Origin of the sequence: Burkholderia humptydooensis (assembly GCF_001513745.1) — a bacterium.
GTDB lineage: Bacteria > Pseudomonadota > Gammaproteobacteria > Burkholderiales > Burkholderiaceae > Burkholderia > Burkholderia humptydooensis.
Map to the genome: position 1 here is coordinate 2547073 of NZ_CP013382.1, position 22049 is coordinate 2569121.

The 22049-nt window shown below is 70.9% G+C and carries 19 protein-coding genes and 1 pseudogene; 9 read left to right on the forward strand and 11 right to left on the reverse strand.

Features of this window, described 5'->3' with window-relative positions:
- Positions 1-225: 225 nt before the first annotated feature.
- The 5 genes from AQ610_RS30150 (at position 226) to AQ610_RS30170 (ending at position 7964) form a co-directional block, all read left to right on the forward strand.
- Complete coding sequence (locus tag AQ610_RS30150; protein WP_006028057.1) at positions 226-1755, forward strand: efflux transporter outer membrane subunit; 1530 nt, start codon at positions 226-228, stop codon at positions 1753-1755.
- On the forward strand, positions 1752-2825 hold the full coding sequence (locus AQ610_RS30155) for an HlyD family secretion protein (RefSeq protein ID WP_006028058.1): 1074 nt from the start codon (positions 1752-1754) through the stop codon (positions 2823-2825). The genes AQ610_RS30150 and AQ610_RS30155 overlap by 4 nt, the downstream gene beginning before the upstream one ends.
- Entirely contained in the window at positions 2822-5791 is a 2970-nt protein-coding gene (gene rbbA / locus AQ610_RS30160) for a ribosome-associated ATPase/putative transporter RbbA (protein WP_006028059.1), read from the forward strand. Before AQ610_RS30155 ends, rbbA begins: the two co-directional genes overlap by 4 nt.
- 2 nt (positions 5792-5793) lie before the next feature.
- Positions 5794-6918, forward strand: coding sequence for an ABC transporter permease (locus AQ610_RS30165; protein WP_006028060.1), 1125 nt, complete (start codon positions 5794-5796; stop codon positions 6916-6918).
- Between the two features lie 536 nt (positions 6919-7454).
- Positions 7455-7964 (forward strand): hypothetical protein, encoded by a 510-nt coding sequence (locus tag AQ610_RS30170; protein ID WP_006028061.1) that lies wholly within the window; start codon positions 7455-7457, stop codon positions 7962-7964.
- 73 nt (positions 7965-8037) lie between these two features.
- Here AQ610_RS30170 and adhP read toward each other — a convergent pair whose 3' ends face one another.
- The 10 genes from adhP to atpD all read right to left on the reverse strand — a co-directional run bounded on the left by adhP (position 8038) and on the right by atpD (position 16162).
- A complete protein-coding gene (gene adhP / locus AQ610_RS30175; RefSeq protein ID WP_009915831.1) occupies positions 8038-9063 on the reverse strand; it encodes an alcohol dehydrogenase AdhP in 1026 nt (341 codons plus the stop codon).
- A gap of 85 nt (positions 9064-9148) precedes the next feature.
- Complete coding sequence (locus tag AQ610_RS30180; protein WP_006028063.1) at positions 9149-10003, reverse strand: F0F1 ATP synthase subunit gamma; 855 nt, start codon at positions 10001-10003, stop codon at positions 9149-9151.
- On the reverse strand, positions 10000-11706 hold the full coding sequence (locus tag AQ610_RS30185; RefSeq protein WP_006028064.1) for a F0F1 ATP synthase subunit alpha: 1707 nt from the start codon (positions 11704-11706) through the stop codon (positions 10000-10002). The genes AQ610_RS30180 and AQ610_RS30185 overlap by 4 nt, the downstream gene beginning before the upstream one ends.
- On the reverse strand, positions 11690-12439 hold the full coding sequence (locus AQ610_RS30190) for a F0F1 ATP synthase subunit delta (RefSeq protein ID WP_006028065.1): 750 nt from the start codon (positions 12437-12439) through the stop codon (positions 11690-11692). Before AQ610_RS30190 ends, AQ610_RS30185 begins: the two co-directional genes overlap by 17 nt.
- Before the next feature lie 13 nt (positions 12440-12452).
- Positions 12453-12701, reverse strand: coding sequence for a F0F1 ATP synthase subunit C (locus AQ610_RS30195; RefSeq protein WP_004187193.1), 249 nt, complete (start codon positions 12699-12701; stop codon positions 12453-12455).
- Complete coding sequence (locus AQ610_RS30200) at positions 12698-13399, reverse strand: F0F1 ATP synthase subunit A (protein WP_006028066.1); 702 nt, start codon at positions 13397-13399, stop codon at positions 12698-12700. Before AQ610_RS30200 ends, AQ610_RS30195 begins: the two co-directional genes overlap by 4 nt.
- Positions 13396-13704: an N-ATPase subunit AtpR gene (locus AQ610_RS30205; RefSeq protein WP_009915839.1), complete on the reverse strand. Its 309-nt coding sequence runs from the start codon at positions 13702-13704 to the stop codon at positions 13396-13398. The genes AQ610_RS30200 and AQ610_RS30205 overlap by 4 nt, the downstream gene beginning before the upstream one ends.
- Positions 13697-14173, reverse strand: a complete 477-nt coding sequence (locus tag AQ610_RS30210; RefSeq protein ID WP_006028068.1) for an AtpZ/AtpI family protein — start codon at positions 14171-14173, stop codon at positions 13697-13699. Before AQ610_RS30210 ends, AQ610_RS30205 begins: the two co-directional genes overlap by 8 nt.
- Positions 14170-14625 (reverse strand): F0F1 ATP synthase subunit epsilon, encoded by a 456-nt coding sequence (locus AQ610_RS30215; RefSeq protein WP_006028069.1) that lies wholly within the window; start codon positions 14623-14625, stop codon positions 14170-14172. Before AQ610_RS30215 ends, AQ610_RS30210 begins: the two co-directional genes overlap by 4 nt.
- Complete coding sequence (atpD, locus tag AQ610_RS30220) at positions 14615-16162, reverse strand: F0F1 ATP synthase subunit beta (protein ID WP_006028070.1); 1548 nt, start codon at positions 16160-16162, stop codon at positions 14615-14617. The genes AQ610_RS30215 and atpD overlap by 11 nt, the downstream gene beginning before the upstream one ends.
- Between atpD and AQ610_RS38270 the strand changes: the two are divergent.
- The 4 genes and pseudogenes from AQ610_RS38270 to AQ610_RS30235 all read left to right on the forward strand — a co-directional run bounded on the left by AQ610_RS38270 (position 16134) and on the right by AQ610_RS30235 (position 20936).
- Positions 16134-16398 (forward strand): annotated as a pseudogene (locus AQ610_RS38270) (hypothetical protein). The gene atpD and the pseudogene AQ610_RS38270 sit on opposite strands and share 29 nt — an antisense overlap.
- A 131-nt stretch (positions 16399-16529) precedes the next feature.
- The gene (locus tag AQ610_RS30225) at positions 16530-18323 is read left to right on the forward strand and encodes a PHA/PHB synthase family protein (protein ID WP_006028071.1); all 1794 of its coding nucleotides are present in this window, start codon (positions 16530-16532) and stop codon (positions 18321-18323) included.
- A gap of 10 nt (positions 18324-18333) precedes the next feature.
- Positions 18334-19737: a bifunctional enoyl-CoA hydratase/phosphate acetyltransferase gene (locus tag AQ610_RS30230; protein ID WP_006028072.1), complete on the forward strand. Its 1404-nt coding sequence runs from the start codon at positions 18334-18336 to the stop codon at positions 19735-19737.
- On the forward strand, positions 19734-20936 hold the full coding sequence (locus tag AQ610_RS30235) for an acetate/propionate family kinase (protein ID WP_006028073.1): 1203 nt from the start codon (positions 19734-19736) through the stop codon (positions 20934-20936). The genes AQ610_RS30230 and AQ610_RS30235 overlap by 4 nt, the downstream gene beginning before the upstream one ends.
- A 110-nt stretch (positions 20937-21046) precedes the next feature.
- Here the strand turns inward: AQ610_RS30235 and AQ610_RS30240 are convergent, their stop codons facing one another.
- Positions 21047-21988: a 1-phosphofructokinase family hexose kinase gene (locus AQ610_RS30240; RefSeq protein WP_006028074.1), complete on the reverse strand. Its 942-nt coding sequence runs from the start codon at positions 21986-21988 to the stop codon at positions 21047-21049.
- Between the last annotated feature and the right edge of the window lie 61 nt (positions 21989-22049).

Sequence of the window (22049 nt, forward strand, 5' to 3'; positions counted from 1 at the left end):
GTGCCGTTCGTTTCGCGATGCGCGACGCCCGCGAACCGGACGCACCTGCACCGTGCATGCCGACATCTTAAAAACTGACCAGTCGGTATCTCACTGACTCAGATCAAGACAGGACACGGTAATCGTCGGATATAAAGGGGACACGAGAGCGCCGCGCGACGGTGAGCATTTTCGGGAGCGCGCGGCTTCCACGAAGCACCGTCGGCTTCATCGACCACCGAGGATATGACCATGCGCAACGATGCGCGTCACGACGAACGGCATCAGCGGCGGCCCGGCATCGCGCGCCGCGCGCCGCGGCACGCCGCCGCGCTCACGCTGTGCGCGGCCGTGTCGGGTTGCCTGTCGCTCGCGCCCGACTACGCGCGCAAGCCGCCGCCCGTGCCCGCTTCCTACCCGGCCTATCCGGGCGACCCGTCAGGCGCCGATGCGCGCGCGCTCGGCCAGCTCGACTGGCGCGCGTATTTCGTCGACCCGCGCTTGCAGGCGCTGATCGAAACCGCGCTCGCGAACAACCGCGATCTGCGGATCGCCGTGCAGCGCGTCGAGGAGGCGCGCGCGACGTACGGCATCCGCCGCGCGGACCAGTTCCCGACGATCGCCGCGAACGCCGCGTACCTGCGCTTTCGCGAGCCGGGCGGCCTGCTGCTGCCGAGCCCGATCATCGGCGAGCTGTATTCGGCGTCGCTCAGCGAAGTGCAATGGGAGATCGACTTCTGGGGCCGCGTGCGCAGCCTGAAGGCGGCCGCGCTCGACACGTTCCTCGCGAGCGACGCGTCGCGCCGCGCGGTGACGGTGAGCCTGATCGGCCAGGTCGCCGACGCGTATCTGGCGCTGTGCGCATACGGCGAGCGCCTTGCGCTCACGAACGAGACGATCGCGAGCCGCCGCGACTCGCTGCGGATCTTCCGCCGGCGCTACGAGGAAGGCGCGATTTCGAAGCTCGATCTGACGCAATCGGAAATCCTGCTGCAGCAGGCGCAAACGCTCGGCTCGCAGCTCCAGCAGGCGCGCGACGTGCAGCAGCACGCGCTCGACCTGCTCGTCGGCACGAGCGCGGCCGCGCCTACGCCCGCGTCGCTCGACGACGCGAGCATCGCGCCCGATCTCGCGCCCGGCCTGCCGTCCGAGCTGCTCGCGAACCGGCCCGACATCGTCGCGGCCGAGTATCAGTTGCGCGCCGCGCACGCGAACATCGGCGCCGCGCGCGCCGCGTTCTTCCCGCGCATCGCGCTGACGGGCTCGATCGGCACCGGCAGCACCGAGCTGCACAACCTGTTCGCGTCCGGCACGACCGCTTGGAACTTCATTCCGAACCTGTCGGTGCCGATCTTCGATGCGGGCCGCAACATCGGCAACCTGAAGCTTGCGAACGCGCGCCGCGATGAAGCGCTCGCGCAATACGAGAAGACGGTCCAGGCGGCGTTTCGCGACGTCGCCGACGCGCTCGCCGCGCGCCACTGGCTCGCCGATCAGGTGCGCATCGCGCAGGAGACGCTCGCGACGCAATCCGAGCGCGCGCGGCTCGCGAAGCTGCGCTACGACAGCGGCGCCGCTCGCTTTCTCGAAGTGCTCGACGCGCAGCGCGACCTGCTGAATGCGCAGCAGCAGCTCGTGCAGACACGCCGCGCGCTGCTGGCGAGCCGCGTCGCGCTGTACGCGGCGCTCGGCGGCCGTCTCGACGAGCCCGCGCGCGACGGCGCCGCGCCGCGCTCATCCTCCGAACCCCCAGCGCAACAAGGTCCGTTGTCATGATCCAAGTCACCAGGAAGCAGATCGCCGCAGCAGCAGCCGTCGTCGTGGTCGCGCTCGGCGGTTACTACGGCTGGACGCTGCTGCGCCACCAGGGCCCGGGCGACGGCTTCGCGAGCGGCAACGGCCGCATCGAGGCCACCGAGATCGACGTCGCGACGAAGCTGCCCGGCCGCATCGACGCGATCCTCGTCGACGAAGGCGATTTCGTGAAGGCCGGCCAGCCGCTCGCGAACATGCAGATCCAGGTGCTGCGCGCGCAGTACGACGAAGCGAACGCGCAGCGGCAGCGCGCGCTGAACACCGCGGCCGGCGTTCAATCGCAGGTCGCGCAGCGAAAGAGCGACAAGGCGGCCGCGCAGGCGATGGTCGTGCTGCGCGACAGCGAACTCGACGCCGCCCAGCGCCGGCTCGCGCGTTCGGAAACGCTGTCGCGCGAAGGCGCATCATCGATGCAGGAGCTCGACGACGATCGCGCGCGCGCGCGCAGCGCGCAGGCGGCCGTATCCGCGGCGGCCGCGCAGGTCGCCGCCGCGCAGGCCGCGATCGAGGCGACCGAGGCGCAACTCGTCGCCGCGCACTCGGCTGTGACGGCGGCCGACGCGACGGTCGCGCGCGTGCAGGCCGACATCGACGACAGCCAGCTCGCGTCGCCGCGCGACGGCCGCGTCCAGTACCGCGTCGCGCAACCGGGCGAGGTGCTGCCGGCGGGCGGCAAGGTGCTCAATCTCGTCGATCTTTCGGATGTCTACATGACGTTCTTCCTGCCGGAGACGGTCGTCGGCAAGGTCGCGCTCGGCGCCGACGCGCGCATCATCCTCGACGCCGCGCCGAACTACGTGATTCCCGCGACCGTGTCGTTCGTGTCGAGCACCGCGCAGTTCACGCCGAAGACCGTCGAGACCGCGAACGAGCGGCAGAAGCTCATGTTCCGCGTGAAGGCGCGGATCGATCGCGAGCTGCTGCAAAAGCACCTGAAGCTCGTGAAGACGGGGCTGCCCGGCGTCGCGTGGGTGCGCGTCGATCAGGGCAAGCCGTGGCCCGCGCAACTGATGGTCAAGGTCCCGCAGTGAACGCGTCGAGCGTCGTTCGCTTCTCGGACGTGAGCCTGCGCTACGGCAAGACCGTCGCGCTCGACCGGATCACGCTCGACGTCCCGGCCGGCCTCACGACCGGGCTGATCGGCCCGGACGGCGTCGGCAAGTCGAGCCTGCTCGCGCTCGCGTCCGGCGCGCGCGCGCTGCAGACGGGCGGCGTCGACGCGCTCGGCGGCGACATGCGTTCGCGCCGCCATCGCGAGCGCGTGTGCCGGCGCATCGCGTACATGCCGCAGGGGCTCGGCAAGAACCTGTATCCGACGCTCTCCGTCGAGGAGAACCTGCAGTTCTTCGCGCGCCTGTTCGGCCACGACGCCGGCGAGCGCCGCCGCCGGATCGACGCGCTCACGCAGAGCACCGGCCTCTTTCCGTTCCTGTCGCGGCCGGCGGGCAAGCTCTCGGGCGGGATGAAGCAGAAGCTCGGCTTATGCTGCGCGCTGATCCACGATCCCGATCTGCTGATCCTCGACGAGCCGACGACGGGCGTCGATCCGCTCGCTCGCGCGCAGTTCTGGGATCTGATCGCGCGCATTCGCGACGAGCGGCCGGCGATGAGCGTGATCGTGGCGACCGCGTACATGGACGAGGCGCAGCGCTTCGACTGGCTGATCGCGATGGACGCGGGCCGCGTGCTCGCGACGGGCGCGCCCGCCGAGCTGCTCGCGCGCACCGGCTGCGATTCGCTCGAAGCGGCGTTCATCGCGCTGCTGCCCGAAAACGAGCGGCGCGGCCACAAGCCGGTGAAGATCGAGCCGCTGCGCGCCGACGCGCGGGCGGGCACCGCGATCGAGGCGCGCGGCCTGACGATGCGCTTCGGCGATTTCACCGCGGTCGATCACGTGAGCTTCCGGATACGGCGCGGCGAGATCTTCGGCTTTCTCGGCTCGAACGGCTGCGGGAAGTCGACGACGATGAAGATGCTCACGGGCCTGCTGCCCGCGACCGAAGGCACCGCGCAACTGTTCGGCAAGGAAGTCGATCCGAAGGACATCAACACGCGCCGGCGCGTAGGCTACATGTCGCAGGCATTCTCGCTGTACAGCGAGCTGACGGTGCGGCAGAACCTCGTGCTGCACGCGCGCCTGTTCGGCGTGCCGGCCGCCGAGATCGACGCGCGCGTCGACGAGATGGCGCGCCGCTTCGGCCTCGCCGACATCTACGGCATGCTGCCGGACAGCCTGCCGCTCGGGATGCGGCAGCGGCTGTCACTCGCGGTCGCGATGGTGCACAAGCCGGAGCTGCTGATCCTCGACGAGCCGACGTCGGGCGTCGATCCCGTCGCGCGCGACAGCTTCTGGCAACTGATGATCGACCTCGCGCGCCGCGATCTGGTGACGATCTTCATCTCGACCCACTTCATGAACGAGGCGCAGCGCTGCGACCGGATCTCGCTGATGCACGCGGGCCGCGTGCTCGCGAGCGATTCGCCGGCGGAGCTCGTGCGCGCGCGCGGCGCGGCGACGCTCGAGGACGCGTTCATCGGCTATCTCGTCGATGCGTCGGCGCAGGACGCGGACGGCGGCGCGGGCGCGGGTGCCGGCGCGGCCGATCGCGCGGCGGGCGGCGCCCCCGCCGGCCGCAACGCGACAGTCGATGCCGATGCCGATGACGCCGCACGCGCGCATCCCGCGGCCGATGTCGCGGCTCGTGCAGGCGACGCACCTGCGGCGCGGGCCGAAGCCGGCAGCGAAGCCGGCGGTGAATCCGTCACCGAAGCCGCCACCACTTCGCATCCCGAACCGAACGCACCGGCCGCCCACGCGCCGCTCGCTGCCGTGCCGCGATCGAGCTCCGCCCCGGCCGAGCCGCCCCATCGCGCATTCAGCGCGCAGCGCACGCTCAGCTACATGTGGCGCGAGATGCTCGAACTGCGCCGCGATCCGGTTCGCGCGACGCTCGCGCTGATCGGCTCGCTCGTGCTGATGTGCGTGATCGGCATCGGCATCAGCCTCGACGTCGAGGACCTGACCTACGCGGTGCTCGACCGCGACCAGACCGAACTGAGCCACGACTACGCGCTGAACCTGTCCGGCTCGCGCTATTTCGTCGAGCGGCCGCCGATCGCCGACTACGCGGAGCTCGACCGCCGGATGCGCGACGGCGAGCTGTCGCTCGCGATCGAGATTCCGCCGAACTTCGCGCGCGACGTCGAGCGCGGCGCGCCCGCGCAGATCGCGATGTGGATCGACGGCGCGATGCCGCAGCGCGCGGAGACGATCCGCGGCTACGCGATCGGCATGCATACGATGTGGCTCGCCGACAAGGCGCAGCACCGCCTCGGCGTGACGCTCGCGCCGCGCGCGGAGGTCGTCACGCGCTACCGCTACAACCCGGACGTGAAAAGCCTGCCGGCGATGATCCCCGCCGTGATGCCGCTGCTGCTGCTGATGCTGCCCGCGATGCTGACGGCGCTCGCCGTCGTCCGCGAGCGCGAGCTCGGCTCGATCCTGAACCTGTACGTGACGCCTGTCACGCGCACCGAATTCCTGATCGGCAAGCAGGTGCCGTACGTCGTGCTCGCGATGCTGAACTTCCTGTTGATGACGATGCTCGCGCGGATCGCGTTCGACGTGCCCGTCAAGGGCAGCTTCATGACGCTGCTGCTCGCCGTGCTGATCTTCAACGTCGTCGCGACCGGCATCGGCCTGCTCGCGTCGACGTTCACGCGCAGCCAGGTCGCCGCGATCGTGATGACGATCATCGGCACAATGATCCCCACCGTGCAGTTCGCGGGGCTGCTCACGCCGCTGTCGTCGCTCGAAGGCACCGGCCGCTTCATCGGCCTCGTCTATCCGGCCACCTACATGCTGTCGATCAGCCGCGGCGTGTTCAACAAGGCGCTGTCGCTGCAGGATCTCCACTCGCAGTTCTGGCCGCTCGCCGCCTCGGTGCCGGTGATCCTCGGCGCGACCATCCTGCTCTTGAAAAAACAGGAACGCTGATCATGCGGCGCCTCGCGATCGTCTACCGTCTCGGCGTGAAGGAATTGTGGAGCCTCGTGCGCGACCCGATCCTGCTCGTGCTGATCGCCTACACGTTCACCGCGTCGATCTACTCGGCCGCGACCGCGCGGCCCGACACGCTGCACATGGCGCCGATCGCGATCGTCGACGAGGACGCGTCGCCGCTGTCCGCGCGGATCGCATCGGCGTTCTTCCCGCCGCAGTTCGCGCTGCCGAAGATGGTGACGCTCGTGCAAGCGGACCGCGGAATGGATGCGGGCGACTTCACGTTCGCGCTCGACATCCCGCCGAACTTCCAGCGCGACGTGCTCGCGGGCCGGCCCGCGCAGATCCAGTTGAACGTCGACGCGACGCGAATGAGCCAGGCGTTCACGGGCAACGGCTACGTGCAGCAGATCGTGAGCGGTGAAATCGACGATTTCGCGCGCCGCTACCGAACGAACGCGGCGCCGCCCGTCGACATCGCGATGCACATGCGCTTCAACCCGAATCTCGATCAGACGTGGTTCGGCTCGCTGATGGAAGTGATCAACAACGTGACGCTGCTGTCGATGGTGCTCACGGGCGCGGCGCTGATACGCGAGCGCGAGCACGGAACGATCGAGCACCTGCTCGTGATGCCGGTGACGCCGGGCGAGATCATGCTGGCGAAGGTGTGGTCGATGGGGCTCGTCGTCGCGTGCGCGGCGGCGTTCTCGCTCGCGTTCGTCGTGCGCGGCGCGCTGCACGTGCCGATCGAGGGGTCGGTCGCGCTCTTCGTCGCGGGGATGGCGATTCACCTGTTCGCGACGACGTCGATGGGCATCTTTCTCGCGACGCTCGTGCGCAGCATGCCGCAGTTCGGGATGCTGCTCGTGCTGGTGCTGCTGCCGCTGCAACTGCTGTCGGGCAGCCTGACGCCGCGCGAGAGCATGCCGTTCGCGGTGCAGAACATCATGCTCGCCGCGCCGACGACGCACTTCGTCGAGATCGGGCAGGCGATTCTTTATCGCGGCGCGGGCATCGAGACGGTCTGGCGGCAATTCCTGATCCTGGCGGTGATCGGGACGGTGCTGTTCCTGCTGTCGTTGAAGCGGTTTCGGAAGACGATCGGGCAGATGGCCTGAAATAGGTCATTGCGACATACCGGGAGAACGCAGCGAAGATCCCGGGCCGCACCCGCACGCTGTCGGCGTCTTGCGCGTGACCATCGACGCCCGAACAGGAAGTCACCGGAGTCGAGCCGACGCCGCGCGGCTTGGCGTCCTCGTCTCGACGCCTCGCGCAGAGCCGGCGTCGCCGGACGGAAGGAACGGCCGCGCTTCAGCGGGCGGCTGAACATCGAGGCGGGACGTGTCTCCCGGCGCAATACGAAGGTGTCAGGTACGAATATCTGTTTCGCTGCGCGCATGGGAACGGGCTCCGCGCCGTCATCGTATTCAATGCGGGGAGCGGGTTGCGTCGCCTGAAACCCCACGTTCCGGCAGCCCGGCGCGCCCGGCAATCGCGCAATGTAATCCTTGTCGAAGACCGCATCTCGCCTAGACTTCGTCATATAGGCCTCGAACAACGCGCCTATCCCGCACGCGGCCTGCCGGACGAGACACCATCGAAGTCATGGGACCCGGCACCAACGCCCGGGCGTCCCCTGACAGAGGTCATCATGAGACGGATCTATTTCCTGCTGCCCGACGCGGACACGGCACGGATGATCGTCGACGAGCTGCTCGTCAAGCGCATCGAATGGCGGCGCATCCACGTCGTCGCGAACGATCAGATTCCGCTGGATAATCTGCCCGAAGCGTCGATCGCGCAAAGCAGCGATCTGCTGCCCGCGCTCGCCCGCGGCACCGCGGCGGGCGGCGTCACCGGCGCGCTCGCCGGATTGGCCGCGATCGCGTTTCCGCCCGCCGGCCTCACGATCGCGGGCGGCGCGGTGGTCGCGTTCGCGATCGCCGGCGCGGGCTTCGGCGCGTGGGTCGGCACGATGATCGGCGTCAGCGTGCCGAATACCCGCCTGAAACACTTCGAGGACGCAGTCGACAAAGGCGAATTGCTGATGATGATCGACGTGCACCGTGACCGGGTGGAAGAAATCGAGGCGCTCGTCAAGCAGCATCATCCGGACGCGCATCTGGAAGGGACCGATCCGACCATTCCCGCGTTTCCTTGATGCCGTTCTTGCGCCAGCCGTTGCCGAATCTCGGGCGAGCGCGGGTGATCCGCACCCGCCCGCGCCCTTCGCCTCACTCCCCGGTCAACACGATCCGCCCGTCGACCTTCCCCTCGCGCAGCGCCGTGAACACGCGATTGATGTTGTCGAGCCTGTCGCGATGGATATGCGCGCGCACGAGCCCTTCGGCCGCGAAGTCGAGCGACTCCTGAAGATCGCGCCGCGTGCCGACGATCGAGCCGCGCACCGTGATCCCGTTGAGCACCGTCGAGAAAATCGGCAGCGGGAAATCCCCCGGCGGCAGCCCGTTCAGCGACACCGTCCCGCCGCGCCGCACCATGCCGAGCGCCTGCGCGAACGCACTGCGCGACACCGCCGTCACGAGCACGCCGTGCACGCCGCCGAGCTCCTTCTGGATCACGGCCGCGGGATCGTCCTGCGACGCGTCGACGACGAACGCCGCGCCCAGCTTGCGCGCGAGCGCGAGCTTCTCCGGCGCGACGTCGACCGCGACGACATGCAGCCCCATCGCCTTCGCGTACTGGACCGCGACGTGCCCGAGCCCGCCGATCCCCGAGATCGCGATCCACTGGCCGGGGCGCGTGTCGGTCATGCGAATGCCCTTGTAGACGGTCACGCCCGCGCACAGGATCGGCGCGATCTCGTCGAACGCCACGTTGCCCGGCAAATGGCCGACGTAGTTCGGATCGGCGAGCACGTATTCCGCGTAGCTGCCGTTCACCGAATAGCCGGTGTTCTGCTGCTCATGGCACAGCGTTTCCCAGCCGGTCTGGCAATACTCGCAATGGCCGCACGCGGTGTAGAGCCAAGGCACGCCGACGCGGTCGCCCTCCTTCACGTGCTTGACGCCATCGCCCACCGCCGCGACGAAGCCGACGCCCTCGTGCCCCGGAATGAACGGCAGCGTCGGCTTGACGGGCCAGTCGCCGTCGGCCGCGTGCAGATCGGTATGGCACACGCCCGACGCCTTGATGTTCACGAGAATCTGGCCCGGGCCAGGCGTCGGCACGGGGACTTCCTCGATGCGCAGCGGTTCGCCGAATGCGTGCACCACCGCGGCCTTCATGTGTTGCGCCATCAGTCGCTCCTGGTTGGTTCGATGCCCGATCGAGTATCGATCACGCATGGCGCACGTCGTTGACGTGCGTCAATCGCGCCCGGTTTCACAGCGCGCTCGCCGCCAGCTCGACGATGTCCGCCGTGATCTCGTCCTGCCGCGCGATCCGGTACGCCTGCAACAGCTCGCCAAGCGCGCGCCCGACCGATTCGCGCGCGGCGATCATCGCGCGCGTGCGCGCCTCGTTTTCCGCGGCGAACGCGAGCATCGCCGCCTCGCACAGCTCGACGAACACGTAGGCCTGCGCAAGCTCCGCGAGCAGCGCAGCGGGCGGCAGGTGCACGAGCGGCGGCTGCGCGCGCGGCGCGGTGTCGAAGCGCGCGTAGTCGAACGGCAACAGCCGGCGCTCGCTCACGTCGAGCCGCTGCGCACCGCCCGGCATCGCATGGACGATCGACACCGGCTGCGCGCCGCGCTTCGCGAGATGCGCGTACAGCGCATCGGTGATGCGGTTCGCGAGATGCACGACGTCGTCCGCGTGCGCCGCCATCGGCGTGCGCCAGACGAGCGGCACGCCGCCCGCGTCGGCCAGCATCGCGCCGCGCGAGCCGACCATCATGTATTCGCGCGCCGCGTCCGCGCCCGGCCTCATCGCGTAGTCGATCAACTGCGCGTTGTATGCGCCGACGAAGCCCTGCTCGCTGCACAGCACGACGACGAGCCGCGCGCGCGGCGCGCCGCCGCGCGACTGGCTCGCGGCTGCTTCGCGCGACGGCGCACCGGCCGCGAGCGCGTCGCCGATCGCCGCGCCGACCGTCGCCGCCGACGCGCGGATGCCCGGCAAGCGCTGCTGCGCCTCGTGCGCGCGCGCGGCGGCAACGCCCTGCATCGCGCCGATCACGGTCTGCAGTTGGCGCGCGGTGTCGGTGCGCGCTTCGATTGCGGCGAGCTTGTCGCTCATCGCTTGCGTCGCGCGCCGGTTTCGGCGCCGCCCGGCGGCGCCGGCTCGATGCGTGCCGCGCGGCCGCTCTCCGGCGCACCGTCGAGCGCGCCGCCGCCCATGTCGCCCGCCGCGTCTTCCGCCGGCGCACCCGCCGTCGCGCGATGCGCGGCATCCGCGACGATCCGCTCGATCAGCTCGCCGACCGATTCCGTGAGCGCCGAAAGCGCCGCGTCGTCCGCGAGCCAGTTGCACGGCGGCGCGCCCGCCGGCGTGAGCGCCGCGATCCTTGCATCGAGCCACGACGGCAGCCTGTCGCGCAGCGGCGCGACGAGATCCGGCGACATCGCATCGAGCGCGCCCGCCGCGAGCGCCTTCAGCAGCACGACTTCGTCGAGCGTGCGCAGCGCGCGAAAGCGCGGCTGCGTGATCAACGCGCGAATCCGCTCGCCGCGCGTGATCTGCGCGCGCAGCCGCGCATCGGTGAGCCCGCCGAAGCGCGTGAACGCCTCCAGCTCGAGAAACTGCGCGTAATCGAGCCGCAGGCGGCCCGATGCCGCGCGCAGCGCCGGATGCTGCGCCTTGCCGCCGACGCGGCTCACGCTCAGCCCGACGTCGACGGCCGGCCGCTGGTTCGCGGCGAACAGCGCCGAATCGAGCACGATCTGCCCGTCGGTGATCGAGATCAGGTTCGTCGGAATGTACGCGGCGAGGTTGCCCGCGTCGGTCTCCGCGATCGGCAGCGCGGACAGCGACCCGCCGCCGAGCTTCGCGCAGAGTTTCGCCGCGCGTTCGAGCAGGCGCGCGTGCACATAGAAGATGTCGCCCGGATACGCCTCGCGGCCGGGCGGCTCGCGCGTGAGCAGCGCGAGCTCGCGATGCGTCGCCGCGTGCTTCGTCAGATCGTCGACGACGACGAGCGCGTGCTGCCCGCGGTCCCGGAAATATTCGGCGATCGAGAACCCCGCGAACGGCGCGATCCATTGCAGCCCCGGCGCGCACGCGGCCGGCGCGACGACGAAGATGCAGCGCTCGGGCGCGCCGTAGCGGCGCACCGCGTCGATCACGCGCCGCACCGCGCTCGCGCGCTGGCCGATCGCGACGTATACGCAGATCACGTCCGAATGCCGCTGGTTGACAATTGCGTCGATCGCGAGCGAGGTCTTGCCGGTCGCGCGATCGCCGATGATCAGCTCGCGCTGGCCGCGCCCGATCGTGAAGAGCGCGTCGGCGATCAGCACGCCAGTGTCGAGCGGCTCGCTGACGAGGTCGCGCTCGATGATCGCGGGCGCGGGGCGCTCGATCGGCAGCGTGCCTGCCGTGCCGAGCGGCGCGCCGTCGTCGAGCGGGCGGCCGAGCGGATCGACGATGCGCCCGAGCAGTTGCGGCCCGACCGGCACCTCGAGCACCGCGCCCGTGCGCATGACCGCCGCTTGCGCCTGAACGCTCGCGTCCGGATCGAGCAGCACGACGCTGATCAGATCCTCGTCGAGCGTGTGCGCGAAGCCGGTGACGCCGCCGTCGAAGCGCAGCACTTCGTTGAGCATCGCGTCTTCGAGGCCGGACACGAACGCGATCCCGTCCGCGACGCGCTCGACCCGCCCGAGCGCCTGCGCGACGGGTGCGAGCGCGACGCGCTCGAGCGCGAAGCGGCGGCGCGCGAGCCAGCCGGCATCGGTTGCGGCATTGGTTGCGGCATCGGTTGCTTCAGGCGTTTGCGTCATCGTCGTTCAGCAGTGCCGCCTCGATGGTCGCGAGATCCTGGCGCAGGCTGTTGCGCACGTTCGCATATTTCGATTCGAGCTCGAGCCCCGCGATCAGCGCGGGATCGACGCGCACGTCGGGCTCGAGCGGCCGGCCGACGCTCGCCGCGAACGCCGCGCGGCACGCGGCCGCCTCCTGCGCGGTCAGCGCGCGCGGCGCGACGAGCCTCACCTGCGCGTCGTCGGCGGCGAGCGCCGCGCGTACGTCGGCCGGCAGCTTCGCGAGCGACGCCGCGACGCCGTCGACGAAGCCCGCGACGCGCGCGCTGTCCGGCAGCCGCGCGAGCAGCTTCGCGGCGATGTCGATCGCGAGGCGCGTCGCGCGCGCGTCGAGCGCCTTCGCGCGCTGAGCGGCGTCGGCGTCCGCCTGCGCGCGCGCCGCGTCGCGCAGCGCCTGCGCATCGGCGCGCGCGGCGTCGATCAGGCGCTCGCGCTCGGCGGCGGCCTGCGCGAGCGCGTCCTTCAGCGCATCGTCGCGCGCCGCGGCGAGCGACGCGCGCTCGGCGCGCACCCGTTCGCGCTCGGCGCGCGCGGCGTCGCGCTCGTGCGCCGCATCGTCGATCAGCTTGCGCGCGGCGGCCTGGCGCTTCGCGATGATCTCGCTCACGGGGCGAAACAGGAAGCGCGACAGCAGCCACACGAGCACGACGACGTTGACCGCCTGCAGCGCGAGCGTGGACCAGTCGATTCGCATCGCCGCCTCCGCGTCACTTGACGAACGGATTCGCGAACAGCAGCAGCAGCGCGACGACGAGGCAGTAGATCGCCATCGTCTCGATCATCGCGAGCCCGACGAACAGCGTGCGCGACACGGTGCCGGACGCGTCCGGCTGGCGTGCGATCGCGTCCATCGCCGCGCCGACCGCGCGCCCTTCCGCGAGCGCGGGACCGATCGCGCCGAACGACACGGCGAGCGCGGCCGCCGCGATGCTGACCACTTCGATGAGATTGTTCATGCGTTCTCCTGCCCGCGCCGCGGCGCGGAAGTTTCGTCACCGGATACGGCCGCGCCGATGAACACCATCGACAGCACCATGAAGATGTACGCCTGCACCGTGCCCGTCAGCAGATCGAGCGCCATCAGCGGAATCGGCACGAACAGGCCGGCGAGCGACAGCACGATGCCGATCACGAACACGCCGCTCATCACGTTGCCGAACAGACGCACGATCAGCGAGAACGTGCGCGTCAGTTGCTCGACGACGTTCAGCGGAATCATCACCCACGTCGGCTCCGCGAACGTCGCGAGATAGCCGCGCACGCCGCGCGCACGCACGCCGTAATAGAGCGTCGCCGCGAACACGACGAGCGCGAGCGCGGCATCGGTCTCGAGATGCGCGGTCGGCGGCTCGACGCCCGGCACGAGCGACGCGCTGTTCGCGCAAAACACGAGCACGAAGATCGTGCCGATCAGCGCGCGATAGCGCGCGGGCGGCGTCTGCATCGTGTCGGCGATCTGCGCGTCGATCGTCGCGACGAACAATTCGAGCACGCTTTGCAGCCGCGACGGCGCGTCGACGCTCAGCCGCCTGCGCGCGGCGAGCGCGAGCGCGACGAGCACGGCCATGATCGCCCACGTCGCGAGCACGGGTTCCGAGATGCCGACAGGGCCGATCGAGAACATCGGCACGGTCGACAGCGGCGACGCGTTCATCGCCGCGCTCCCGTCAGCGCGGCCGCGCGGCGGACCGCGAGCGCGCGCGCGGCGAAGAAGCCCGCCGAGCCCGCGACGAGCATCGCGAGACCCGCGCGCGCGAGCACGACGAGCACCGCCACCGCGAGCGCGATCCGCACGAGCTGCAGCGCGAGCGCCGCGCCCGCGCGGCCCGCGACGAACAGCCGGCTGTTCCAGCCGAGCGACGCGAAATGGCACGCGCCGGCGGCGAACCCGAGCGCGAGCCCGATCGCGACGGCGATGCCGTCGAACGACGCGCGCGCGGTTTCCCACATGTCAATCATCGCGATCTCCGTGTTGTTGAGCTTTCATCCAGCGCCACGCGAGCCAGAAGCCGAGCGCCGCGCCGAGCATCAGGAGCGGCGCGGAAAAGAACACCCGCGACGCGAACGTCCGGTCGAGCCAGCGGCCGAGCGCGAGCGCGGCGAGCGTCGGCGCGACGATCGTCCAGCCGAGCACGCCGATCTGCGCGAGCCGCCGGCCGAGCGACGGCTCCGGATCGCGCGCGCCGCGCGCCGCGCGCGTCGCGGCCGTGCGCGCCGCCAGCTCGACGCGATCGGCGGCAGGCTTCGACGCGGCTTCGGCGGACCGCGCCGCGGTGGGCATCCCGCCATCGCGCGCGGCGGGCGATTCGGGCGATTCGGGCGATTCGGGCGATTCGGGCGATTCGGGCCATTCGGGCGACCGGGCGCGCCGTGCGTCGCCGCGCGCCGCGTCATCGCGCTTCGCCTCGAACTGCCGACGCTTCGTCATTCGAGCGTCTCCGGCTTCATCGGCGCGTGCATGCCGTCCTTCGCATGCTCGGGCCGCAGATACGTGAGCAGCCGCCGCACCGCCTGCGCGTGCAGCCGCGTTTCGTCGACGCGCGCGCGGCGCTTCGCGTCGAGCTGCGTCGCGCGCACCCCGCGCACGACCGCTTCGAGCTCCGCAAGCGACTCGCCGAGCACCGCGTCGCGGCACGCGATCTCGATGCGCGCGCCGCGCGTCACGCGCAGCACGCCGCCGTCGAGCGCGGCGTAATGCGTCGCGTCGTCGGCGGTGCGCCAGCTCACGACCGACGCGCGCAGCAGCGTGACGAAATCGACGTGGCCCGCGCGGATGCCGAACGCGCCGCTCGCGTCCTCGGCGCGCAGCGACACGATCGGCAGATCGTCGACGCACACGCGCGCCGGCGTCGCGATCGTCACGCGCAGCTCAGCGGCCATCGGGCGCTCCTTGCGGCGCGGCGGAGCCGGGCGCAGCGCCGGACGCGGAGCCGGCCGCCGCATCGCGCCGCGCATCCGCCTCGCGCGCCGCCGCTTCCTTGCGCCGCGCGTCGTCGAGCGTGCCGACCATGTACAGCGAGCTCTCGCGCCAGTCATCGCAATCGCCGCGCAGGATCGCGCGGCAGCCGGCGATCGTGTCGGCGATCTCGACCGACGCGCCCGCCTGCCCCGTGAACGCCTCGGTCACCGCGAACGGCTGCGTCAGGAAGCGCTGCAGCCGCCGCGCGCGGCCGACGATCCGCCTGTCGTCCGCGCCGAGCTCGTCGATGCCGAGCAGCGCGATCACGTCCTGCAATTCGCGGTAATGCTCGATCACGCGGCGCACCTCGATCGCGACCTCGACGTGCCCGTCGCCGACGACGAGCGGATCGAGCAGGATCGACGACGACGCGACCGGGTCGATCGCCGGATACATCCCTTCGGCCGCCATCGCGCGCGACAGCACGACCATGCTGTCGACGTGCGCGGCGATCGCGGTGACGGCGGGATCGGTGAAATCGTCGGCGGGCACGTAGACGGCCTCGATCGCCGTCACCGCCGCGCCTTCGACCGATGCGATCCGCTCCTGCAGCGCCGCGACCTCGCTCGCGAGCGTCGGCTGATAGCCGACCCGCGACGGCAGCCGCCCGAGCAGGCCCGACACCTCGGCGCCCGCCTGCACGAAGCGAAACACGTTGTCCATCAGAAGCAGTACGTTCTGCGCGCGCTCGTCGCGGAAATACTCGGCGATCGCGAGCGCGGTGAGCGGCACGCGCCAGCGCGCGCCGGGCGGCTCGTTCATCTGCCCGTAGACGAGCACCGTGCGGCCCAGCACGCCGGAGCCGCGCATGTCGAGCAGCATCTCGTGCCCTTCGCGCGAGCGCTCGCCGATGCCCGCGAACACCGAGATCCCGCGATAGCGCTCGACCATCGCGTGAATCAGCTCCATCACGAGCACCGTCTTGCCGACGCCCGCGCCGCCGAACATCGCCGCCTTGCCGCCCTGCGCGAGCGGCGCGAGCAGATCGATCACCTTGATGCCGGTCGCGAACAGCGCGGTCGCGCTCTTCTGCTCGGCGAGCGGCGGCGCGCCGCGATGGATCGGCCGCCGCGCGACGTCCGCCGCGAGCGCCGCGCCGTCGTCGCCGGGCTCGCCCGTGACGCTCAGCAGGCGGCCGAGCACCGCGTCGCCGACGGGCACGCGAATCGGCCCGCCCGTCGCGCGCGCGGCCGCGCCGCGCCGCAGCCCGCCCGTCGGGCCGAGCGCGAGCGCGCGCACCGCCGCGTCGCTCAGATGGGCATGCACCTCGGCGAGGATCGGCGCGGCGCCGTCGATCGGGATCGCGAGCGCTTCGTTCAGCGCGGGCAGCACGCCGCCGTCGAACGCGACGTCGACGACCGCGCCGCGCACCGCGACGACGCGCCCGGCGCTTGCGTCGCTTGCGTCGCGCTTCGCGTGCGTCGCAGCCGTGCCGTTCGTCGCATGCAGATCCGCCACCGTCGCTCCCGTCTGGCTGGTTCGTCGATGGCTTCACCATAACGGCGCGCGCCGCCTGCCGGCTGATCTCGGTCAAGAAACGGAAAATCGCCAGATGAAACGACGCGTCTCGCCATACGAAACAATCGATGCGCACGCACGCGGCGACGATGCGATTCGCGCGGCGTCCGGCGTCGATCGTTGATTCAAATCAGATTCCGCAGATCTATGCGTGGCTACAGTGGCCGTGTCAGTGATCGTCGACGCGTGCGATCGAGGCGCGCGGCGGGCGGCAATGCCCGCGCAGCGGCTTCGCGCAAGGCCGGCCGCATCGGCTGCCGTGCTTCGTCATGCCGTCGCCCGCGCAGCGCCAGCCTAAGGAAGCCCGATGGACACACGCCACACCCCCGCATCCGGCGCGCCCGCCGCGCCGCTGCCCGCCCACCCGCCCGCGTCCGGCGAGCCTGAAAACCCATATCGCATCTTCGATCTCGCGAAGGAGGCGTCGCTCGCGAAGCTGACGTCGGGCTTGTCGCCCGCATCGTTGCAGCTCGCGCTGTCAGACTGGCTGATCCACCTCGCGGCCGCGCCCGGCAAGCGCACGGAGCTCGCGACGCTCGCGGTGAAGCACGCGGCGCTGCTCGCCGAATACCTGTTCGAAGCGGCCGCCGGACACACGCCCGCGCCGCCCGCGCAGCCGTCGCCGGGCGACCGGCGCTTCCGCGCGGGCGCGTGGCAGCTCGAGCCGTACCGCTTCTGGCACCAGTCGTTCCTGCTCGCCGAGCAATGGTGGCGCGCGGCGACCCACGACGTGCCCGGCGTGTCGCCGCATCACGAGGACGTCGTCGCATTCTCCGCGCGGCAGATGCTCGACATGTTCGCGCCGGCGAACTACGTCGCGACGAACCCGGAAATCGCGCAGCGCACCGCGCTCACGGGCGGCGCGAACCTCGCGCAGGGCGTGCGGAACTATCTGGACGACGTGCGCCGCCTGCTGACGAAACAGCCGCCCGCGGGCGCCGAGCGCTTCGCGGTCGGCAAGAACCTCGCGATCACACCCGGGCGCGTCGTGTTCCGCAACCACCTGATCGAGCTGCTGCAGTACGGCCCGACGACGGCCGACGTCTACGCGGAGCCCGTGCTGATCGCGCCCGCGTGGATCATGAAGTACTACATCCTCGATCTGTCGGCGCACAACTCGCTCATCCGCTACCTGGTCGGCGAGGGGCACACGGTGTTCTGCATCTCATGGCGCAACGTCGACGCGAGCGATCGCGACCTGAGCCTCGACGACTACCGCAAGCTCGGCGTGATGGACGCGCTCGACACGATCGGCGAGATCGTGCCCGGCGCGAAGATCCACGCGACCGGCTACTGCCTGGGCGGCACGCTGCTCTCGATCGCGGCGGCCGCGATGGCGAACGCGGGCGACGAGCGCCTCGCATCGGTCACGCTGCTCGCCGCGCAGACGGATTTCACCGAGCCCGGCGAGCTGCAGTTGTTCATCGACGACAGCGAGATCCACTTCCTCGAAAGCATGATGTGGGAGCGCGGGTTTCTCGGCGCGCACCAGATGGCGGGATCGTTTCAGTTGCTGATGTCGAACGATCTGATCTGGTCGCGCGTGATCCACGACTATCTGCTCGGCGAGCGCACGCCGATGATCGACCTGATGGCGTGGAACGCCGATTCGACGCGGATGCCGTACCGGATGCACTCCGAGTATCTGCGCCACCTGTTCCTCGACAACGACCTCGCGACGAACCGCTACGTGATCGACGGGCAGACGGTGTCGGTGCACAACGTCCGCGCGCCGTTCTTCGTAGTCGGCACCGAGCACGACCACATCGCGCCGTGGCGCTCCGTCTACAAGATCCACTACCTGAGCGGCAGCGACGTGACGTTCGTGCTGACGGCGGGCGGCCACAACGCGGGCATCGTCAGCGAGCCCGGCCATCCGAAGCGCCATTACCGGATGAAGGTGACGGCCGCCGACGCGCCGAGCGTCTCGCCCGACGAATGGCTCGCCGGCGCGACCGATTTCGAAGGCTCGTGGTGGCCCGCGTGGCACGCGTGGCTCGCCCGGCATTCAAGCGCGCAGCGCGTCGCGCCGCCGACGCTCGGCAAATCGGGCGCGCACGCGCTCGGCGACGCGCCGGGCACCTACGTGTTCCAGAAATAAGGAGTGCCGCGTGGATCGCGAAATCCTTCAGAACCGCCCGTTCGACTCGCTCGCGATCGGCGACAGCGCATCGCTCGTGCGCATCGCGTCGCGCGACGACATCGACCTGTTCGCCGCGATGTCCGGCGACGTGAACCCCGCGCACCTCGACGCGACGTTCGCCGCGCACGACCTGTTCGGCCACATCGTCGTTCATGGGATGTGGACGGGCGCGCTCGTGTCCGCGGTGCTCGGCACGAAGCTGCCGGGGCCGGGCACGATCTATCTCGACCAGACGCTCGAGTTCCGGCATCCGGTCGCGCCGGGCGACACGATCACGGCAACCGTGACCGTCACGGAAAAGCGCGCGGAAAAGCGGATCGTGCTGCTCGACACGCGCTGCACGAACCAGGAAGGCCAGGTCGTGCTGCGCGGCACCGCCACCGTGATCGCGCCCGATACGCCGATCAAGTGGGAACGCGTGCCGGGGCCCGATGTCGCGGTGCGCCGCCACGACCGCTACGAGACGTTCGTGCGCGACGCGCGCGAGCAGCCGCCGCTGCGCACGGCGGTCGTCCATCCATGCTCGCCGGATGCGATCCGCGCGGCGATCGACGCGCGCGACGCGAACCTGATCGAGCCGATCCTGATCGGCCCGGAAGCGAAGATCCGCGCGGTCGCCGAGGCGGCCGGCGTGAGTCTCACGGGCGTGCCGATCGAGCCGGTCGAGCACAGCCACGCGGCCGCCGCGCGCGCGGTCGAGATGGGCGGCGCGGGCAAGGTCGCCGCGCTGATGAAGGGCAGCCTGCACACCGACGAGCTGCTCGCGGCGGTCGTCGGCCCGGCGTCGCTGCTGCGCACCGAGCGGCGCATCAGCCACGTGTATGCGATGGACGTGCCCGCGTATCCGAAGCCGCTCGTCATCACCGATGCGGCGATCAACATCGCGCCGACGCTCGAGCAAAAACGCGACATCTGCCAGAACGCGGTCGATCTGCTGCACGTGCTCGGCGTCGAGCGGCCGCGCGTCGCGGTGCTCGCGGCGGTCGAGACCGTCAACCCGAAAATGCCGTCCACGCTCGACGCGGCCGCGCTCACCGTGATGGCCGCGCGTGGCCAGATCGCGGGCGCGGTCGTCGACGGGCCGCTCGCGTTCGACAATGCGGTGAGCGCGGTCGCCGCCACGTCGAAGGGCATCGCGTCGCCCGTCGCCGGCGACGCCGACATCCTGCTCGTGCCGGATCTCGAAGCGGGCAACATGCTCGCGAAGCAACTGATGTACTTCGCGGGCGCCGACGCCGCGGGCCTCGTGCTCGGCGCGCGGCTGCCGATCATCCTGACGAGCCGCGCGGACAGCCTGCGCGTGCGGATTGCGTCCGCCGCGCTCGCGAAGCTCGTCGCCGAAAGGACGCGCGCCGGCGCGCTCGCGTCATGAGCGAGCCGCTGCTGCTCACGTTCAATGCCGGCTCGTCGACGCTGAAGATCGGCCTCTACAGCGTCGCGAACGGCGAACCCGCGCCGCTCGGGCGCGGCAAGATCGACTTCAACCGCGCGCCGCTCCAGTTCGAATACTCGAACGGCGGCGACGCGCACACGGTGCCGCTCGCCGCGCCCGTCACCGACGATCTGCACGGCGTGCTCGACGAGGCGCTCAACTGGATCGACGCGCATCTGTCGGTGCACGAGCTGGTGTCGGTCGGCCATCGCGTCGTGCACGGCGGCGACGCGTTCGACGGGCCGGTGCGCATCGACGACCGGACGCTCGCCGCGATCGCGGCGCTCGTGCCGCTCGCGCCGCTGCATCAGCCGCAGAGCGTGCGGCTGATTCGCGCGCTGCGCCATCTGCGGCCGCACCTGCCGCAGGTCGCGTCGTTCGACACCGCGTTCCACCGCACGCAGTCCGATCTCGTGCGGCGCTTCGCGCTGCCGCGCGCGCTGTTCGACGAAGGCGTCAAGCGCTACGGTTTTCATGGGCTGTCGTACCGGTACGTCGCCGGGCGGCTGCGCGAGCGGCATCCGTCAATCGCGCGCGGCAAGATCGTCGCCGCGCATCTCGGCAGCGGCGCGAGCCTGTGCGCGCTCGACGCGGGCGTGAGCCGCGACACCAGCATGGGTTTCTCGACGCTCGACGGCATTCCGATGGCGACGCGCTGCGGCGCGCTCGACGCGGGCGTCGTGCTGCACCTGCAGAAGACGCTCGGCCAGACGGTCGACGACGTCGAGCAGATGCTGTATCACCGCTCGGGCCTGCTCGGCGTGTCCGGCGTGAGCGGCGACGCGCGCGTGCTGCTCGCCGATCCGTCGGCCGGCGCGCGCGACGCGCTCGAGCTGTTCGCGTTCCGGATCGCGGGCGAGGCGGCGCGGCTCGCGGCGACGCTCGGCGGCCTCGACGCGCTCGTGTTCACCGCGGGCATCGGCGAGCATCAGCCGCAGACGCGCGCCGCGGTGTGCGAGCGGCTGCGCTGGCTCGGCGTCGAGCTCGATGCAGGCGCCAACGCGCGCAATGCGGAGATCGTCAGCCGCGACGGGAGCCGCGTCGCGGTGCTCGTCGTGCCGACCGACGAGGAGCAGGTGATCGCGCGGGATGCGGCCTCGGTTCTGCATGCCTGCGCGCCCGGGAGCGCCGGACGGTAGCGGCGGCGCGAGCCTCGTCGGCATGCGCTTCGTGCGTGCCGGCGAGGACTTGCGCGTGCGAAGAAGCCAATGAGGGCGGCTGGATCGCCGGCCGACTCATGCATCGCGCATCACGCGTCGACCATCCCCGGCAGTTCGCGATAGATCCGCTCGACGTCGTCCTTCGCGCACAGCGCGGTGCCCACGCTCAGCAGCGACGCCGACGCGGCGGCGAGCGCGTAGCGCGACGCATCGGCGACGCTCGCGCCTCGATTGAGCGCATCGACGAGCCCCGCGACGAAGCTGTCGCCCGCGCCGATCGCGCTGCGCACCGCGACCTTCACGCCCGGCAGCCGCACCGCTTCGTCGCGCGACACGACGAGCGCGCCTGCGTCGCCGAGCGTCAGCGCGACGATCTGCGCGCGCCGGCTGCCGACGATCGCGCGCGCGGCTGCGAGGCGCGCGTCGTCGTCTTCGAGCGGCAGCCCGGTCAGCGCGCGCAACTCGCCGAGGCTCGGCTTCACCAGATAGACGCCCGCCTCGAGCGCGGCCGCGAGCGCCGGCCCCGACGTGTCGACGACCGCGCGCACGCCGCGCGCGTTCGCGAGCCGCGCGAGCCGGCCGTAGCAATCGTCCGGCATCCCGGGCGGCAGGCTGCCGCTCATCACCAGATAGCGCGACGCATCGGCGAGCCGCGCGAGCGCGTCGACGCAGCGCGGCCATTCGTCGGGCGCGAGCGCGGGCCCCGGCAGCACGAAGCGGAATTCGCGCCCCGTCGACGTTTCGTGCACCGAAAAGTTTTCGCGCGTCTCGCCGGCGATGTCGACGCAGCTCGCGTGCACGCACTCGTCGGCGAGCAGGCCGTGCAGCGCGAGGCCGGTGTCGCCGCCCGCCAGATAGACCGCCGAGCAATCGGCGCCGAGGCGCGTCAGCACGCGCGCGACGTTGATCCCGCCGCCGCCCGGATCGCGCCGCGCGGGGCCGCAGCGCAGCTTGCGGGTATCGGTGACGCGCTCGACGGACGTCGCGACGTCGATGGCGGGATTCGGCGTGACGGTGACGATTTCGGGCATCGTGGCGGTCGTAAAAAAGGGCGTCGCAACGAAAAGCGAACGGGATGATGGCCGGTGCGGC

Bases quoted from the DNA above. Each gene is read 5' to 3' on its own strand.
- AQ610_RS30150 (WP_006028057.1), top strand. From the start codon at position 226: ATGACCATGCGCAACGATGCGCGTCACGACGAACGGCATCAGCGGCGG.
- AQ610_RS30155 (WP_006028058.1), top strand. From the start codon at position 1,752: ATGATCCAAGTCACCAGGAAGCAGATCGCCGCAGCAGCAGCCGTCGTC.
- AQ610_RS30165 (WP_006028060.1), top strand. From the start codon at position 5,794: ATGCGGCGCCTCGCGATCGTCTACCGTCTCGGCGTGAAGGAATTGTGG.
- AQ610_RS30170 (WP_006028061.1), top strand. From the start codon at position 7,455: ATGAGACGGATCTATTTCCTGCTGCCCGACGCGGACACGGCACGGATG.
- adhP (WP_009915831.1), bottom strand. From the start codon at position 9,063: ATGGCGCAACACATGAAGGCCGCGGTGGTGCACGCATTCGGCGAACCG.
- AQ610_RS30180 (WP_006028063.1), bottom strand. From the start codon at position 10,003: ATGAGCGACAAGCTCGCCGCAATCGAAGCGCGCACCGACACCGCGCGC.
- AQ610_RS30185 (WP_006028064.1), bottom strand. From the start codon at position 11,706: ATGACGCAAACGCCTGAAGCAACCGATGCCGCAACCAATGCCGCAACC.
- AQ610_RS30190 (WP_006028065.1), bottom strand. From the start codon at position 12,439: ATGCGAATCGACTGGTCCACGCTCGCGCTGCAGGCGGTCAACGTCGTC.
- AQ610_RS30195 (WP_004187193.1), bottom strand. From the start codon at position 12,701: ATGAACAATCTCATCGAAGTGGTCAGCATCGCGGCGGCCGCGCTCGCC.
- AQ610_RS30200 (WP_006028066.1), bottom strand. From the start codon at position 13,399: ATGAACGCGTCGCCGCTGTCGACCGTGCCGATGTTCTCGATCGGCCCT.
- AQ610_RS30205 (WP_009915839.1), bottom strand. From the start codon at position 13,704: ATGATTGACATGTGGGAAACCGCGCGCGCGTCGTTCGACGGCATCGCC.
- AQ610_RS30210 (WP_006028068.1), bottom strand. From the start codon at position 14,173: ATGACGAAGCGTCGGCAGTTCGAGGCGAAGCGCGATGACGCGGCGCGC.
- AQ610_RS30215 (WP_006028069.1), bottom strand. From the start codon at position 14,625: ATGGCCGCTGAGCTGCGCGTGACGATCGCGACGCCGGCGCGCGTGTGC.
- AQ610_RS30225 (WP_006028071.1), top strand. From the start codon at position 16,530: ATGGACACACGCCACACCCCCGCATCCGGCGCGCCCGCCGCGCCGCTG.
- AQ610_RS30235 (WP_006028073.1), top strand. From the start codon at position 19,734: ATGAGCGAGCCGCTGCTGCTCACGTTCAATGCCGGCTCGTCGACGCTG.
- AQ610_RS30240 (WP_006028074.1), bottom strand. From the start codon at position 21,988: ATGCCCGAAATCGTCACCGTCACGCCGAATCCCGCCATCGACGTCGCG.